The organism is Vibrio sp. TBV020 (genome assembly GCF_046056895.1).
Classification (GTDB): domain Bacteria; phylum Pseudomonadota; class Gammaproteobacteria; order Enterobacterales; family Vibrionaceae; genus Vibrio.
In genome coordinates this window covers 1,632,964-1,646,987 of record NZ_JBEEAQ010000001.1, presented here as the reverse complement: position 1 = coordinate 1,646,987, position 14,024 = coordinate 1,632,964, and the positions used below count along the sequence as shown (strand labels likewise).

Sequence of the window (14,024 nt, the reverse complement as noted above, 5' to 3'; positions counted from 1 at the left end):
TAAACAAATTTACGTGTCGGTGCGTTTTCGGTAAGCGTTGACAGACGCTTTACTGAGTTTCGGACACAAAAAAACCGGAGCGTTGGCAGACGCTCCGGTTTTCAGCATTATAGGTCGGGATTTATTTCTCGCAAGACTGATATTTTCATTTTTTTTGTGATACAGTTCGGTTAAGTTGCATACCTAGCCCACCGCAACTCTTTCTACTTTCAATGCTTTACCATTAAAAACAACGACTTAAACACCCTCTTGTAAAACGTTTGCGCAATCCTTTTCGTTTGTCGGTTGTAAATATATTGACCAAACACTCTAATAAATCCCTTAAAACTACAAAATATGCGAAAAAATTTTCGGTTTAGCTCTCCCAATCGAAATAAAAATATGTGTTTTCCGGTTCAATTTTGAGTATTCAGAACGTACTTTTCTGATCTTCACTCCCTTCCATACTTATCAAGATACAAAAAAGCAGAAGCCGTTTCCGACTCCTGCCATTTATTTTGGTTATGGTTTTACAGTTTGAAGAAAGACAATTGTGCTTTTTGCTTTTCAGCCAATGACGAAAGTTCGTTACTTGCGCTAGCGCTTTGACAGATACCTGAAACGTTTTGGTTTACGAGTTCAGACATGTTCACAACGTTGCGATTAATGTCCTGTGTCACTTGCGATTGCTGCTCAGCTGCTGTTGCTACTTGAGTATTAGCATCGTTAATATTGGTTACCGACTCAGTAATGCCTTGTAATGCACTATTAGCCTGTAGTGCAAGCTCATTGTTTTTTGCCAACATTTCTAAGCTTAACTGCATACTATCGTTGGCAAGGCCTGATTGCTTTTGCAGTTCTTCAATAATTGCTTGAATCTCACCAGTCGACTCCTGAGTTCGAGCAGCAAGCATACGTACTTCATCTGCAACAACAGCGAAACCGCGACCAGATTCGCCGGCACGAGCCGCTTCAATCGCTGCGTTCAACGCCAATAGATTAGTTTGTTCAGAAACACCACGGATCACTTCAATAACGTCGTTGATCTGCTCTGACTGTTCTTTCAAAGTCAATACTACGTTCGCCGCTTCGTTCAGCGCATCGCCCATTTGAGCGCTTGCTTGGTTGCTCTCTTCGAAGATATCTAAGCCCGACTTGGCTAATTGATCCGCTTCACGTGCTGTTGAATCTGCAAGTTGCGCATTACCGCTTACATTGTCCGCAGTGCTTGAGAGTTCATTAACAGCGGATGCCACTTGTTCAATCTCAGCCAATTCCTGCTGTGCATTCGCCTGAGCTTGAGTCATTACTGCAGCTAGTTCTGTTGATGCAGAAGCGACCTCTTCGCTGATGCGTGCTAACTCTTGTACAGTACCATGAAGTTTTTCAGCAGTTTGATTCACGTCTTCACTCAAATGAGTAATTTCGTTGTCACCATCTACATCTGCACGCACAGATAAGTCGCCTTGGGCAATTTTTCGCATCACTTCTTGTAAGCGCAGTATTGGTGTCACAATCATGCCCGATAGTACCCAAGCAACAAATAGTGATACCGCTAGAACGGAAAGAACAAGAACCATTGCTAAGTTTTGTACTTTCGCGTTTTGTTCAGCACTACTATCCATTGCAGCAGAAGCAAAATCATTCACCTTCGCTGAAAGTTCATTGATGCTTGCGATCATTTCACTACCCGACTCTCGGTATTGGTTAATGAAATTACGATACTCCTGTTCACTTACAGTACCTTGATCACGACGTGAGAACATCTCTACCGCTCGATTTGAAAACTGGATGTAGTTCTCGATAGCTCTGCGGACGCCGTTTACATCTTCACGAAACGTTTTGCGCTCCGCCATCATGTCGAGATCTTTTTGGATTTGGGCAAGCCCTGTCTTTAATTCATTTAGAAAGACATCACGACGTGATGCATCGTAGATAGCGTAAACCGCACTAATTCTCAATGGATAAACTTGGTCATCGATATGTGCAAGTTTGTCTTTATAAAACACTAATGAGTCTGTGTTGGAGTTGATGATTTCCTGTTCTGCTTCAAGGTTACTCTTAGTAATCCATAACGCGATGAACAAAGCGAAAGTGGTAAAAAGAACAGGCACTAGAACCTGCGTGCGAATAGACAAGTTTTTAAGCGATAATTGCATTATTTTTCTCAATCAAGTTTTTGGTTTCATCCTTGATCTGGGAATCTTCCCATAACATAAAGGGCGCGGAGTCTAACATAAAAAAATGATTAACAGGGTAAACAACCTCTTAATAAATCGAGATATTTTTCACTAACCGTTTGCGTAATCAAATATGCCTTAGACATCATATGCAACCAATTTATAAATTATACAGATGAGTCATACATTGATTCAAAACAAAAAAAGGCCAAGCAATGCTTGGCCAAGGGTATAGAACTAAACGGTCATAGGTATGCTTGACCGAATTCAGGCAGTTCTTTTTAGAAGTCGTAACGCGCACCTAAACGGAGTGTGTCTTCACCTTGTGTTACTAAGTTTCCTACTTTCACTTCATCAAGGCTATTCAGGTAGTAAGAAACATAAGTACGGAAGTTGCTGTTAAATTTGTAGTAACCCACAAGCTCAATACCGTCAGTTGCGTCAGCTTTAGTGCCAGACAATTCGTTCTCTTGGTACGTGTACAGTGCAGCTGCAGAGAATTGCTTAGTGAACTTATACTGAGCAACTAGCTCGTAAGCCGTAAACTCACTACCTTTGCCTTCATCAATCTCGTTATCACCTTGAGAGTAAGTACCCGCAAGGTATAGGCTATCTAGCGAGAAGCCCAGGCCGAAAAGAACTTGTGAGTCAGATAGATCACCACTATCTGCCCCAGAGAATGCAAGACCAACATCTAAGCCAAATGGTGCTGAGTACATACCCGCCAGACTGTAACCATCTGAATCTTTTGCTGATTTCGCTTGATAAGCCGCTTCAAGCTGGATTGAGTCAAAGCCGCCACGATAAGCAATAACGCTGTCTTCTTTGTCACTTGCAGAGTCAATGGTCTGTTGGATGCCTGAGAACTCTGTAACATCCGTCATGTCCGATACGATTACAGACGCCATATCTTGACGACCCACAGAGATTGCATGACCATCAAAGTCTAAGCCTGCGTACATGTAACGGTTTTCGAAACCAGTGTCGCCGCCTGTATCTTGTTCACCTTCGTAAACACCGAATGCAGACATGCCATCTGTAATTTCTGATTTACCCTTAAGGTTGAAACGAGCACGAGTGCTGTCATCCATCGTGCCTTCAATTTCAACACCTTTTGAAGTACCAATGAAGTCACCGCGGAACTCTACGCGACCGCCGACTTTCAACTCTGTGCCATCTGATTTGTAAACTGTCGCTGCTAGTGAAGAACCTGATACTAGTGCTGCAAATACTGCAGACGCTACCACTGCTTTTTTCATCTTATTTACCTTGCATTTATAATGAGCTTCTATGCTCGAACTATGTGTTGCGAGATAAATTAGAGGTCTGAGATGAAGATTTGATTGCTAATCCATTACGATTAAGTGGCGATTATATTTATATAATATGACAGTAAGTCATTGTATTTATTTAAATTACCATTAACACTACTGACACACCTTTAGTGTAAAGGGAATAGTTAAAAGCTAGCGTTCATCTTTGGGTGAATCCATCACCACCATTGTTGTGATTGATTGAACATGGACGCACTCACCCAAAACATCCGCGTGGAATTTTTTATAGCTAGGTAAATCAGTAGTTTCAACACGCAAGAGATACTCATTTGCACCAGTAATGTTGTGGCATTCAACGACTTCTTTTACAAATCGGACATGCTCTTCAAACTCCAACTGAGATTGCTTGCGGTGACTTGCTAACCCAATAGATACATAAGCAATGAATCCTACACCTAACTGAGTATTGTCAGTCAGCACACGATAGCCTTTGATCACTCCACTCTTTTCGAGTTCTTGTACACGCCTTAACGTTGCTGAAGCAGATAAACCAATCAGTTCAGATAGCTCTACATTGGATATTCTTCCGTCTATTTTAAGCTCTTGCAAGATTCTTTCGTCGAACCTATCCATATCACACCTTTATTGCATTATTCTCTAAACCAGTCCGAATAAAAGCACATAATTGCTCATATTTCCACCTACTATACATGTGACCGGTTAATACAAATGCTTTCACGCAATAATCTTGCGCCTCTCGTCTAATTAAGGAAACAACTATGGAATTTGAACAGCTTAGTGCTCTTGTGATCTTTGCTTTCGTCTCTACATTTACCCCCGGTCCAAATAATTTAATGTTAATGACTTCTGGAGCAAATGTCGGCTATATGAGGACGCTTCCTCACATGAGTGGTGTAGCGTTTGGATTCGCATTTATGGTTCTGGTTGTGGGCTTGGGCCTATCTTCGGTCTTCACTGCGTATCCGATCACCCATACTGTGCTTAAATACGTAAGCTTGGGTTATTTGGCCTATTTAGCAGCGAAAATTGCATTAAGTGGACGTGCTAAAGATGTCGAAGATTTTCAGCCAATGAGCTTTATCGGTGCTGCGAGCTTTCAATGGGTCAACCCAAAGGGGTGGTCAATGGCTCTTAGTTCAGTCACCTTATACAGTAATGGTGGTGGTTGGTTCGAGTTAATCATTATCTCACTCACCTTTTTGCTCGTGAACTACCCATCCGGCACGTTTTGGATTCTCGCAGGTAGAGAATTACAACGCTGGTTAACAAGTTCATTCCGCGTTCGTGCGTTCAATATCTCAATGGCAGCATTATTAGTTGGCTCGACATTACCAATGATCTAATAGGTCAGGAATGTAAATTTGTTTAAAGATGCTATTCATTTCAAGTTTCTATTGTTAATCTAAATGCGAACAAGAACAATTATCGAGTTGTATCATGAAAAAGCCATCACCAAAGCAAGTTATTGTTGAGTCAACACAAGCTGTTACACCAAACATGCTACGTATTACATTCCAGTCCGACTCCCTACGCGAATTCCCGGCAAACTGCGAAGGGGGTTACATAAAATTACTGTTTACTCCTTCAGGCTCGACAGACCTTTCTTCTATGAGCCCTGACGACAGACCGGTTATGCGCACGTACACAATCAGAAAGTTTGATGAGAAGGCTGGCTCAATTGAAGTCGATTTCGTTCGCCATATTACTCATGATTTGCAATGTGGCTTCGCCGCTCGATGGGCTATGAACGCTGGAAAAGGCGATACAATTTCTATCGCAGGTCCAGGTACAATTCAAGACATGAAGACTGAAGCAGATTGGTTCTTTATGACAGCTGATATGACTGCTCTTCCAGCCCTATCAGCCAAAATTAAGCGTTTACCTCGTGACGCAAAAGGTTATGCGATCATTAAAGTTATCGCACAAGAAGACATCCAACCAATTGATGCTCCCGAAGGCTTTTCGGTTCATTGGATTTTTGAGCAAGATGATCTTACCGAGTACGCTCGCCAGTTAACTTGGCTAGAAGGTTCAGCGTCGATATGGTGTGCATGTGAATTTGATTCGATGCGCGGACTTCGTCAGTACTTTAGAAATGAAAAACAAGTCGAACGTGACAACATTTATATCAGTAGTTATTGGAAACAGGGTGTTGCTGAAGATGGTCACAAGGTAATCAAACGACAAGACGCAGAAGAAAACGAAGCGTAATTGTTTAATTAAGGGGGAGCTTCCCCCTTATCGTTAGCCGAGCTTTTCAGCTAAAAAATCAATCAATAGCCTAACCTTTGGAGATAGGTTTCGGTTTTGAGGATACAAGGCCCAAATACCTTCTCTTTCATCGCGATACTCTGTTAAGACCTCCACCAGCTCTCCTGAATCTAATGCGTCTTGGACGTAGTGATCGGGTAATTGAGCTAAACCTAAGCCACGTTTAGCGGCATCCAACAAAGCATAACCAGAATTACAATGGATTCGCCCCGAGACTCTTAACGATTTCTCACCCTTATCATCTCTAAAGCGCCAATATTCGATAGACCCGACAAGGCATTGGTGATTGCTTAATTCAGATAATGTATGAGGCTCACCAAATCGGTCGAGATATTCTGGGCTAGCGCACACATAAAGCTGACGTGTAGAGAGGCGTTTGGCGATTAAGCTCGAATCCTGTAAACGACCTAGGCGAATTGCGACATCAACCCCTAGCTCTATAAGATCGAGCTTTTGGTTTGTGAGCATCAAATCGAGGTTCACCTGTGGATACAATTCCAAGAATTGATGGAGCAATGGTGCCAAATGCTGCTCACCATAGGTGACAGGAGCAGTGACTTTTAATAGACCTTTAGGAGTGGACTGCATTTGAGTGACAGCCAGCTCTGCGAGCTCGAGGCCTTCAACTAAGTGCTTACATTGTTGGTAATACAACTGCCCTGCTTCTGTGAGTGACACTTTGCGAGTTGTTCGATTGAACAGCTTCACCGCTAATCTTTCTTCCAAAGCAGATACTCGACGACTGATTTGTGCGACAGATGTATCTAGCTTTTTCGCCGCTGAGGTGAAGGATTGAGTCTCTGCGACACCAACAAATTCACTTACCCCTTCCCAATTTGCCATATTTCACTCGCGTAATACTTAAAGCTTGTTTAGCGCCAATTATTGCAAATATGCAATAGATTCTCCATTAAGTTAAAGCACGACGCGCTTTATAGTGAACTAAGGGCTTCGCGTATGAGTTTTTCAATGGTATTCATCACTGGGTGTTGGTAGTTGACTCTATGATAGTGAATCCCAACATCGTAGCTCATTCGCTCTCCATCGAGATAAAGCGGAATTTTAATCACATCCTGTGGTAATTCTTTGCCTACGTCGAAACAAACTAGTAGATACGTTCCATCAGCTACGCAATCTAATGCGCTACCAAAAGACGCCACTGTCAGAGTTTGATCAAGCGAAACACCTGCACTTTTACGTATTCGCTCGTAATAGGTGTTGCTGTCGAACGCTCCCATTGAGATTCGCACGGTTTTAAAACCGACTAAATCCTTTAGTTCTATTTTCGAATAATTAGCCAAGCTATGGTCTTTATGAATGTAGACATATAGGCCTACCGACCCTACTTTGCGCTCCAACAATTGCTCATTGAACTGATTTGGATAGCCAGTCACCCCTACGGCAAGTGTTTCTGGCTTCGGAAATTCAACACCATCGAGCGACCAATCAACAAAAGAAATTTTGGGAGTGGATAATTGAGTGTTTAAGCCGTTGGTAAGTGGCAATGTGATAAGTCTACTTAATGGGTTCACAACATAAAACATAAACTCTAACTGCGATTCGGCCCCTTCGAAGCGTTTCGCTGCATGTTGGACTTGCTCTAATTGCTCTAGTGGCTGTTCAATATACTCTATCAACTGATTAGTAAATAATGTGGGTGTATAAACCCCTTTCGCAACCACAAACAATTCATCTCCTAACCCTTCACGACAATCAGCAAGATGGCGATTGAATGTGGCACGGCTGATGTCTAGGTCATGACAAACTTTCATCTGAGAACGATAACGATGGAGTAGAGATAAAAAGTGATACAAGTTGAGATCAAAGCGATTTTTCAAAGTTCCCTCACCCTAATTGCTTTAGTTATTGGACTCACGTTCTACAAAAATAGATTGAAGAACTTTAAGCTGTGGTTAAAAGTAAACCTAACAGCACAGCAAAAGCCTCAACACACATCAAGAATACGCTCATTTCTCTACTTTATGCTAGAGTAACGCTCTGTTTCGTTTTTCTAGTTTTAACTATGTCTAAATTAACACTATCTATTGGTGCGATTATTTCAGCAATCTCTATGTTGTTAGCATGGGTGTTTATCCCAACACACGTAAGACTCAGCAGTGAAATATTGAGTAAACCGATTGGTAATGGCTTTCAACTTGTTGGCTACAAAGCCGTTTCAACCAAACCACAAGATGGAAAGCTGAATCATTTCTTCCTAATCGATAGCAATGGCGACGTAAAGGATGCCGAACCGTTTCTAATTACATCAGACCCGTTCATTCAATTTGAAACCACCGACGAAAACAAACTCTCGTTGACGGTAAAAGGTCGCATCAAGCACTTTGACAATGACCTTTGGGTAGAGCGAGAAGATGGCACTGTCCAACATTGGTTTATCAGTGTTGATGCCGAGTACACTCGCTAATTCAGTCTCTCTAATTGCACTGTAATCAAATCTGAGCTTTAATAATCTTCAACATTTCAAAGACATGGAACGTCATGAAACCTCTGATCACAGCTGCGCTAGCAAGCACTTTCTTTGCATCGACCACTCATGCGGTTAGCTTTTTTGACGCTATCGATGGCCAATTGGACATGGGTGAGTACTTAGCAGAGAATGCCTATGGCTTCTTACCTGTCCCTATTCTCATTACAGAGCCCGCTGTAGGTTATGGTGGCGGTTTTACTGGTATCTTCCTGCATGAGTCCGATAAACAACGAGAGAAGCGCAAACAACTAGCGGCTAAATCTCTAGATGGGGGCGCGCAACTTCTCACACCAGCGATTACTGCCGTAGGTGGATTCGCAACTGAGAATGGTACTTGGATGGGTTTTATCGCCCACCGACGTACGTGGAATAAAGACTCAATTCGCTATTTAGGCGGTTTAGGTTATGGAGATATCAACATTACCTTTTACCGCCAAAGCTCTCCTAAAGCATTAGAATCGCTCGCTCCCGGACAAGGTGTTGAACTTGGTATGACAGGTGGTGGCGGTATTCAAAAACTGCAATGGCGTCTACCTAATAGCAATTGGTTTTTAGGCGTTTCTCAACAATATTTTGCGCCAGATATCAGCATCAATAATTACCCAAGAGCAAACGAGATCATATCGAGAATTGCCAATACCTCTCCCACATCTTCGGGGTTAGGACTTGTTGCTGAGTTCGATAGTAAGAACAGTTTCCTCAATCCGACTGAAGGTTATAACTACACCGCGGAGTATATGTGGTTTGGTGACGCAATTGGTAGTGACTACACCTATCAAACCTTTAACCTTGAAGGTATAAATTACTGGTCGCTTGCCGATACTTGGAATATGGCGTTACGCGGTCACTATAAGACGCTATCGACCGACGAACGTTTTCTGTCACCACAGTATTATCCTGATATTGAGCTTAGAGGTATTGCAAGAAACCGTTATCAAGGGGAAGCCACACTTTCCATCGAATCACAAGTTAGCAAGCAGTGGACTCCGCGTTGGTCAACAAACGTATTTGGTGGATTTGGTTATGCTGGGGATTCGACTTCAGACATGTTCGATCAAGATTCACATTATTCTTATGGCGTTGGTTTTCGTTACCTGATTGCAAGGCGCTATGGTTTGACTTCTGGTATTGATATCGCCTTTAGTGAAGAAGACACTGCCCTTTATTTTCAAGTAGGTGCAGGTATTTAATCCCAATCCCGCATTCTCTCTAGCATTCACACTTCAAACAGGTAAAATCACAGCCAATTGATTTTACCTGTAGTGAATAGCTGTATGCACCACCCTAACGACCTGTTTACCCAATTCAACACTGACATTTCCACCTATTCATTACCAGAAAAGTTCACATTCCCTTTCTACTATCAAGCGCACCCTTTGTGTGTGTTGGCGGCAAATCAACTGCAAGAGCACCTTAAACAGCAGCAAGAATGGCAGCATGATTTTGGACTAAATGATTCAACTAAAGGCACAGGCAAAATGTTTGGTGTCTTGTTGGTTAAATCTGCCGAGGGTGAGATTGGTTATTTGTCGGCTTTCTCAGGTAAAATCGCTGACTCAAACTCGCTGCCGGGGTTCGTTCCCCCTGTGTTTGACATGTTGGCTGAACAAAGCTTTTTCCGTTCAGAACTCGCGGAGATCACGTTAGTCAGCGATAAAGTGAAATCACTCGAATGCGAACCAAAACTGTTGCACCTTAGAGAGGCATTAAAAGAAGCACAAGAGCAATACCAAACAGAAGAACAAGCGCATCGAGCGCAGATGATCAGCAGCCGTGCAGATCGTAAAGCTCGCCGAAAAACAGCAGAACAAACGCTCGACAAAACAGCGGTTGATTCTCTGTTAGTTAAACTAGGTAAAGAAAGCGTTGCTGAAAAGAACGTTCTTAAATACTTGAAGCTCGAATGGGACAATAAAATCGCCGAGATTGAATCAGTGCTGCATGTTCTTGAAGACGACCTGATGAGTCTGAAAGAACAACGTAAACAAATGTCCAATACGTTGCAAAACAAACTATTCGAACAATACCGATTCTTAAATGCTAACGGACAGCAAGAATCGTTGAGAGCGATTTTCAAACCAACCGCTACACCGACTCCACCAGCCGGAGCGGGTGAATGCGCTGCACCTAAGCTTTTACAATACGCGTTTAAACATGGCTTTAAGCCGTTGGCGCTTGCTGAATTTTGGTGGGGCGCTTCTCCAAAATCTGAAATCAGGCAGCATGGTAAGTTCTACCCTTCTTGTAATAGTAAATGTCAGCCAATACTAGGTCATATGATGCAAGGTATGCTCGTTGATGACAATCCGCTCGAAGAGAACTGGGCTGAAGACAAAGAACTTGAGATCCTCTTTGAAGATGAATCCATGGTTGTAGTCAATAAGCCTTCTGGTTTACTTTCTGTACCTGGTAAAACCATTACTGATTCGGCATACACTCGCCTGCAACAACGTTACCCTGACGTTGAAGGACCTTTTGTGATTCATAGATTGGATATGGCTACCTCTGGGCTGTTGGTCTTTGCTCTCACCAAACGAGCTAACAAGAGTCTTCAAAAACAGTTCATTTCACGTAGTGTCAAAAAGCGCTATGTCGCGCTGCTGGATGGTACTGTTGAAGGTAAGCATGGCGAGATCAACCTACCAATGCGTGGAGACCCGGTCGATCGTCCTCGACAGCTAGTATGTTATGAACATGGCAAACCGGCAGAAACGTTTTGGGAACTTATTTCAACGATCAACGGTAAATCAAAGTTATACCTCTACCCTAAAACAGGACGAACGCATCAACTTAGAGTTCATTGTGCCCATCACCTTGGCTTCAATATTCCTATGGTCGGTGACACACTCTATGGTGAAAAAGCCGACCGACTTCATCTTCATGCCGAACGATTAGAACTGGATCATCCATATAATGGTCAACGAATGACTTTTCAAATGGATGCTGAATTTTAACAAAATATCTTCGACAGACACGTAATTAACAGGATTGTGGGTAACAACAAATATCTTTTATTAAACGTTTCTTACAATCCCGTCATACATACTGTATAATTTCAATTCCGATGAAGGAGTTGAGATGTCTACTGTTCCACTACAAAAAATCCAAGCGCTTCTCGCGCAGATTCAAATTTATCATGGCATTGATGGGCTGAAACGCTTAGAACAATCCGTTGATGACATTTGTCTTGAGTACAGCTTCTCACTTCCTGTCGCCTATAAAAATTTCTTAACTGGAATGAGGCATGACCGCCTCGACGAGTTAGATAAGGCTATTGAACAATATAACCTTTGTTTAAGCCATTGCACGCATACCGACAAACTACTCGGTTTGCACGTGCACATTTTGATGGGCTCTATTTACGCTGACCGAGAAGATTACCATCAAGCATATCACCTCTACAGCTACGTACTAGACAACGCCCATTTACTTGACAATAACTACTGTGCTTTTGCCTATACCAATATTAGTGATTTTCACCTTTGTTTGGAACAATATGAATCCGCCTACCATTTGGCTTCATTAGGCGAGCAAAGTGCGCGCACTGTAGGCAACCATGTTAATCAGTCCATTTGTTTATTAAACATGGGCTATGCTTTAGGCCACCTAAATCAGGCAGATGAAGCCGTTGGCTATATAAAGCAGGCTAAGAAAATAGCCAAGGATACTAATAACATTCGTGTCGAAGCCATCTCAAAAGGTTACCTAGCTCAGGTTATGGCACTGAACGACTCCTACCCTGTACAAACAGTTATTGAGTACTTTGAGCAAGCAGAAGAACTTTACGAAAAAGTTTTTGATACTCACAACCGCCAAGAAAACTTGGTGTATTTTTCAGCTTATTTAGAACGTCATGGTTTTGATGAACGGGCTCAACAAATATGCTTCTATTTAAAGCCAAGGGTAGATGCAGACAAGAGCTTTAGTTTCTTTGAGATCCTCTACACAACTCTCATACGTTTAGCGAAGAAGCAAAGCAAACACGCTGAAATCGTCGAGCTACAAACTCGCTTGATAGAATCGACACAGTCCGCACTTGCTCGCTCTCAGGATAAAGAGCACTCAGCTATTCTTAACAACGTTAAGCAATCAACGGCGGCACAAGAACACCTATTACTCACTCAAATGCAGGAACACATTGGCCTTATTACAGAGATTGGCCAACACATTGCAACCACGGATAATATCCAGCAGCAGCTGCCCTTCATCTTTGAAAAGATTAGTGCCATATTTCCAACCGATGAATTTGGTATCGCACTCTACGATCATACAACGCAAATTCTCAGCTATGACCATTTCTATGACCACGATGGTTTTGTCCCGAGTACTTCGATCGACTGCAGCACTGAATACTCAGTTGGTAGCTACGTTGTTAAAAACAACACAACAGTCCATCTAAACCACATCGTTGAAGAATCCTTCGATTCCATGGTGCCAAAAGAGAAACGAGAAGAAACGGACAACGTTCACTACGATAACTCAAAGCCCGTTCAATCCATCATTTTGACTCCAATAACACTAGGTAATCGCGTTCTTGGCGTTTTGTCCATTCAGCATCGACTTGCCGATCAATATCAGCAATACCACCGTAGCCTATTTGAACAACTGGCAAGCTTTATTGCTGTCGCATTGGAAAACCATGTCCAAAAGCAAAGGCTACAGCAGGCAAACAAGCAGCTTGAAGTGCTGTCTCAGACGGACCCTCTAACTAAGCTATACAATCGCTATCAGCTTGATTCTATTGGCCCACAGATGACACAGGCTGCCGCTCAGAATCATCATAATTTCGCGGTCATCATGATCGATATCGATTATTACAAGGGCTTCAACGATTTCCATGGCCACCAAATGGGCGATCATGCTTTAACTAAAGTCGCTGAAAAGATGAAGAGTGAATTCTCTAGCCAAGATGACTACCTATTTCGTTACGGCGGTGATGAGTTTTTAGTGCTGTGTTACAACCAGACCAGTGAATCAATAAACAATAAGATGGCGGCTCTCCAGCAATCGATCCGATCGCTAGAGCTAACGAACCCCCTTTCACAGTGCAGTCAGTACATAACACTATCGATGGGCGCCGCAAACTCTACCCAGATGGAAAGCCATTACGTCAACTTCGATCTCCTTTGCAATCTGGCCGATAAAGAACTCTACAAAGCAAAAGAAAAAGGCCGCAATACTTATAGTCTCCTTGGGCGAACCATGGATAATGAATGTTCATCTAGATTAGTTTAACCATAGATGAGACTTTCCTCGATTTTTATCACGGCTTGTTAATTTACCGCTCGTTTTCAATCAGTTAAATACGTAGCATGGCAATACATATCTAAGGAGAGTTTTGTATGTCAACGTATTCTGCACTAGTCAAATGGCAACGTGGAAGCCACGAAGCTTTTAATGACAATCAATATAGCCGCGGTCATACTTGGGAATTCGATGGCGGAGTTACTGTCCCTGCTTCATCGTCACCTCATGTTGTCCCTCTCCCCCTTTCCGTGGAAGCTAATGTAGATCCTGAAGAAGCCTTTATCGCGTCGATTTCCAGCTGTCACATGTTGACGTTCCTTGGTATAGCAGCAAAGCAACGCTATGTTGTTGATAGCTATACCGATAACGCTATAGGAATCATGGAAGAAGATGACCAAGGTTATACATCGGTCACCAAAGTAACCTTAAGACCAAAGATAGTTTTTTTTGGTGACAAACAGCCAAGTCGTAAGCAGTTAGAAAAGCTACACCACTTATCTCATCAACACTGTTTTATTGCCAACTCAGTAAAAACTTCAATAGTCACAGAAATCTTAGATTAGG

At 42.5% G+C, this 14,024-nt stretch carries 12 protein-coding genes; 7 read left to right on the top strand and 5 right to left on the bottom strand.

The genetic code is table 11. From position 1 onward, the window contains the following. Positions 1 to 509: 509 nt before the first annotated feature. The 3 genes from AAFX28_RS07170 to AAFX28_RS07160 form a co-directional block, all read right to left on the bottom strand. Entirely contained in the window at positions 510 to 2,138 is a 1,629-nt protein-coding gene (locus AAFX28_RS07170; protein ID WP_408686774.1) for a methyl-accepting chemotaxis protein, read from the bottom strand. 302 nt (positions 2,139 to 2,440) lie between these two features. Next, positions 2,441 to 3,418 (bottom strand): porin, encoded by a 978-nt coding sequence (locus tag AAFX28_RS07165; RefSeq protein ID WP_408686773.1) that lies wholly within the window; start codon positions 3,416 to 3,418, stop codon positions 2,441 to 2,443. A gap of 207 nt (positions 3,419 to 3,625) precedes the next feature. Continuing rightward, on the bottom strand, positions 3,626 to 4,066 hold the full coding sequence (locus AAFX28_RS07160) for an Lrp/AsnC family transcriptional regulator (protein WP_408686772.1): 441 nt from the start codon (positions 4,064 to 4,066) through the stop codon (positions 3,626 to 3,628). Positions 4,067 to 4,212: 146 nt separating this feature from the next. Here AAFX28_RS07160 and AAFX28_RS07155 point away from each other — a divergent pair, with 146 nt between their 5' ends. Beyond that, positions 4,213 to 4,797, top strand: a complete 585-nt coding sequence (locus AAFX28_RS07155) for a LysE family translocator (protein ID WP_408686771.1) — start codon at positions 4,213 to 4,215, stop codon at positions 4,795 to 4,797. A 91-nt stretch (positions 4,798 to 4,888) separates the two neighbouring features. Next, positions 4,889 to 5,665 (top strand): siderophore-interacting protein, encoded by a 777-nt coding sequence (locus AAFX28_RS07150; protein WP_408686834.1) that lies wholly within the window; start codon positions 4,889 to 4,891, stop codon positions 5,663 to 5,665. 33 nt (positions 5,666 to 5,698) lie between these two features. Here the strand turns inward: AAFX28_RS07150 and AAFX28_RS07145 are convergent, their stop codons facing one another. Beyond that, positions 5,699 to 6,568, bottom strand: a complete 870-nt coding sequence (locus tag AAFX28_RS07145) for a LysR family transcriptional regulator (RefSeq protein WP_408686770.1) — start codon at positions 6,566 to 6,568, stop codon at positions 5,699 to 5,701. A gap of 89 nt (positions 6,569 to 6,657) precedes the next feature. Then, the gene (locus tag AAFX28_RS07140) at positions 6,658 to 7,563 is read right to left on the bottom strand and encodes a LysR substrate-binding domain-containing protein (protein WP_408686769.1); all 906 of its coding nucleotides are present in this window, start codon (positions 7,561 to 7,563) and stop codon (positions 6,658 to 6,660) included. A gap of 185 nt (positions 7,564 to 7,748) precedes the next feature. Between AAFX28_RS07140 and AAFX28_RS07135 the strand changes: the two genes are divergently transcribed. The 5 genes from AAFX28_RS07135 (at position 7,749) to AAFX28_RS07115 (ending at position 14,023) form a co-directional block, all read left to right on the top strand. Then, positions 7,749 to 8,150 (top strand): hypothetical protein, encoded by a 402-nt coding sequence (locus AAFX28_RS07135; RefSeq protein ID WP_408686768.1) that lies wholly within the window; start codon positions 7,749 to 7,751, stop codon positions 8,148 to 8,150. A 74-nt stretch (positions 8,151 to 8,224) separates the two neighbouring features. Then, entirely contained in the window at positions 8,225 to 9,403 is a 1,179-nt protein-coding gene (locus AAFX28_RS07130) for a glyceraldehyde-3-phosphate dehydrogenase (RefSeq protein WP_408686767.1), read from the top strand. A gap of 84 nt (positions 9,404 to 9,487) precedes the next feature. Then, positions 9,488 to 11,167 (top strand): RluA family pseudouridine synthase, encoded by a 1,680-nt coding sequence (locus tag AAFX28_RS07125; protein WP_408686766.1) that lies wholly within the window; start codon positions 9,488 to 9,490, stop codon positions 11,165 to 11,167. A gap of 124 nt (positions 11,168 to 11,291) precedes the next feature. Beyond that, positions 11,292 to 13,448 (top strand): diguanylate cyclase, encoded by a 2,157-nt coding sequence (locus tag AAFX28_RS07120; protein WP_408686765.1) that lies wholly within the window; start codon positions 11,292 to 11,294, stop codon positions 13,446 to 13,448. A 107-nt stretch (positions 13,449 to 13,555) separates the two neighbouring features. After that, on the top strand, positions 13,556 to 14,023 hold the full coding sequence (locus AAFX28_RS07115; protein ID WP_408686764.1) for an OsmC family protein: 468 nt from the start codon (positions 13,556 to 13,558) through the stop codon (positions 14,021 to 14,023). Position 14,024 lies beyond the last annotated feature (1 nt).

Excerpts from the sequence above, each read along its gene's own strand:
- AAFX28_RS07120 (WP_408686765.1), top strand. The coding sequence starts at position 11,292 with ATGTCTACTGTTCCACTACAAAAAATCCAAGCGCTTCTCGCGCAGATT.
- AAFX28_RS07115 (WP_408686764.1), top strand. The coding sequence starts at position 13,556 with ATGTCAACGTATTCTGCACTAGTCAAATGGCAACGTGGAAGCCACGAA.
- AAFX28_RS07135 (WP_408686768.1), top strand. The coding sequence starts at position 7,749 with ATGTCTAAATTAACACTATCTATTGGTGCGATTATTTCAGCAATCTCT.
- AAFX28_RS07130 (WP_408686767.1), top strand. The coding sequence starts at position 8,225 with ATGAAACCTCTGATCACAGCTGCGCTAGCAAGCACTTTCTTTGCATCG.
- AAFX28_RS07170 (WP_408686774.1), bottom strand. The coding sequence starts at position 2,138 with ATGCAATTATCGCTTAAAAACTTGTCTATTCGCACGCAGGTTCTAGTG.
- AAFX28_RS07165 (WP_408686773.1), bottom strand. The coding sequence starts at position 3,418 with ATGAAAAAAGCAGTGGTAGCGTCTGCAGTATTTGCAGCACTAGTATCA.
- AAFX28_RS07145 (WP_408686770.1), bottom strand. The coding sequence starts at position 6,568 with ATGGCAAATTGGGAAGGGGTAAGTGAATTTGTTGGTGTCGCAGAGACT.
- AAFX28_RS07125 (WP_408686766.1), top strand. The coding sequence starts at position 9,488 with ATGCACCACCCTAACGACCTGTTTACCCAATTCAACACTGACATTTCC.
- AAFX28_RS07155 (WP_408686771.1), top strand. The coding sequence starts at position 4,213 with ATGGAATTTGAACAGCTTAGTGCTCTTGTGATCTTTGCTTTCGTCTCT.
- AAFX28_RS07160 (WP_408686772.1), bottom strand. The coding sequence starts at position 4,066 with ATGGATAGGTTCGACGAAAGAATCTTGCAAGAGCTTAAAATAGACGGA.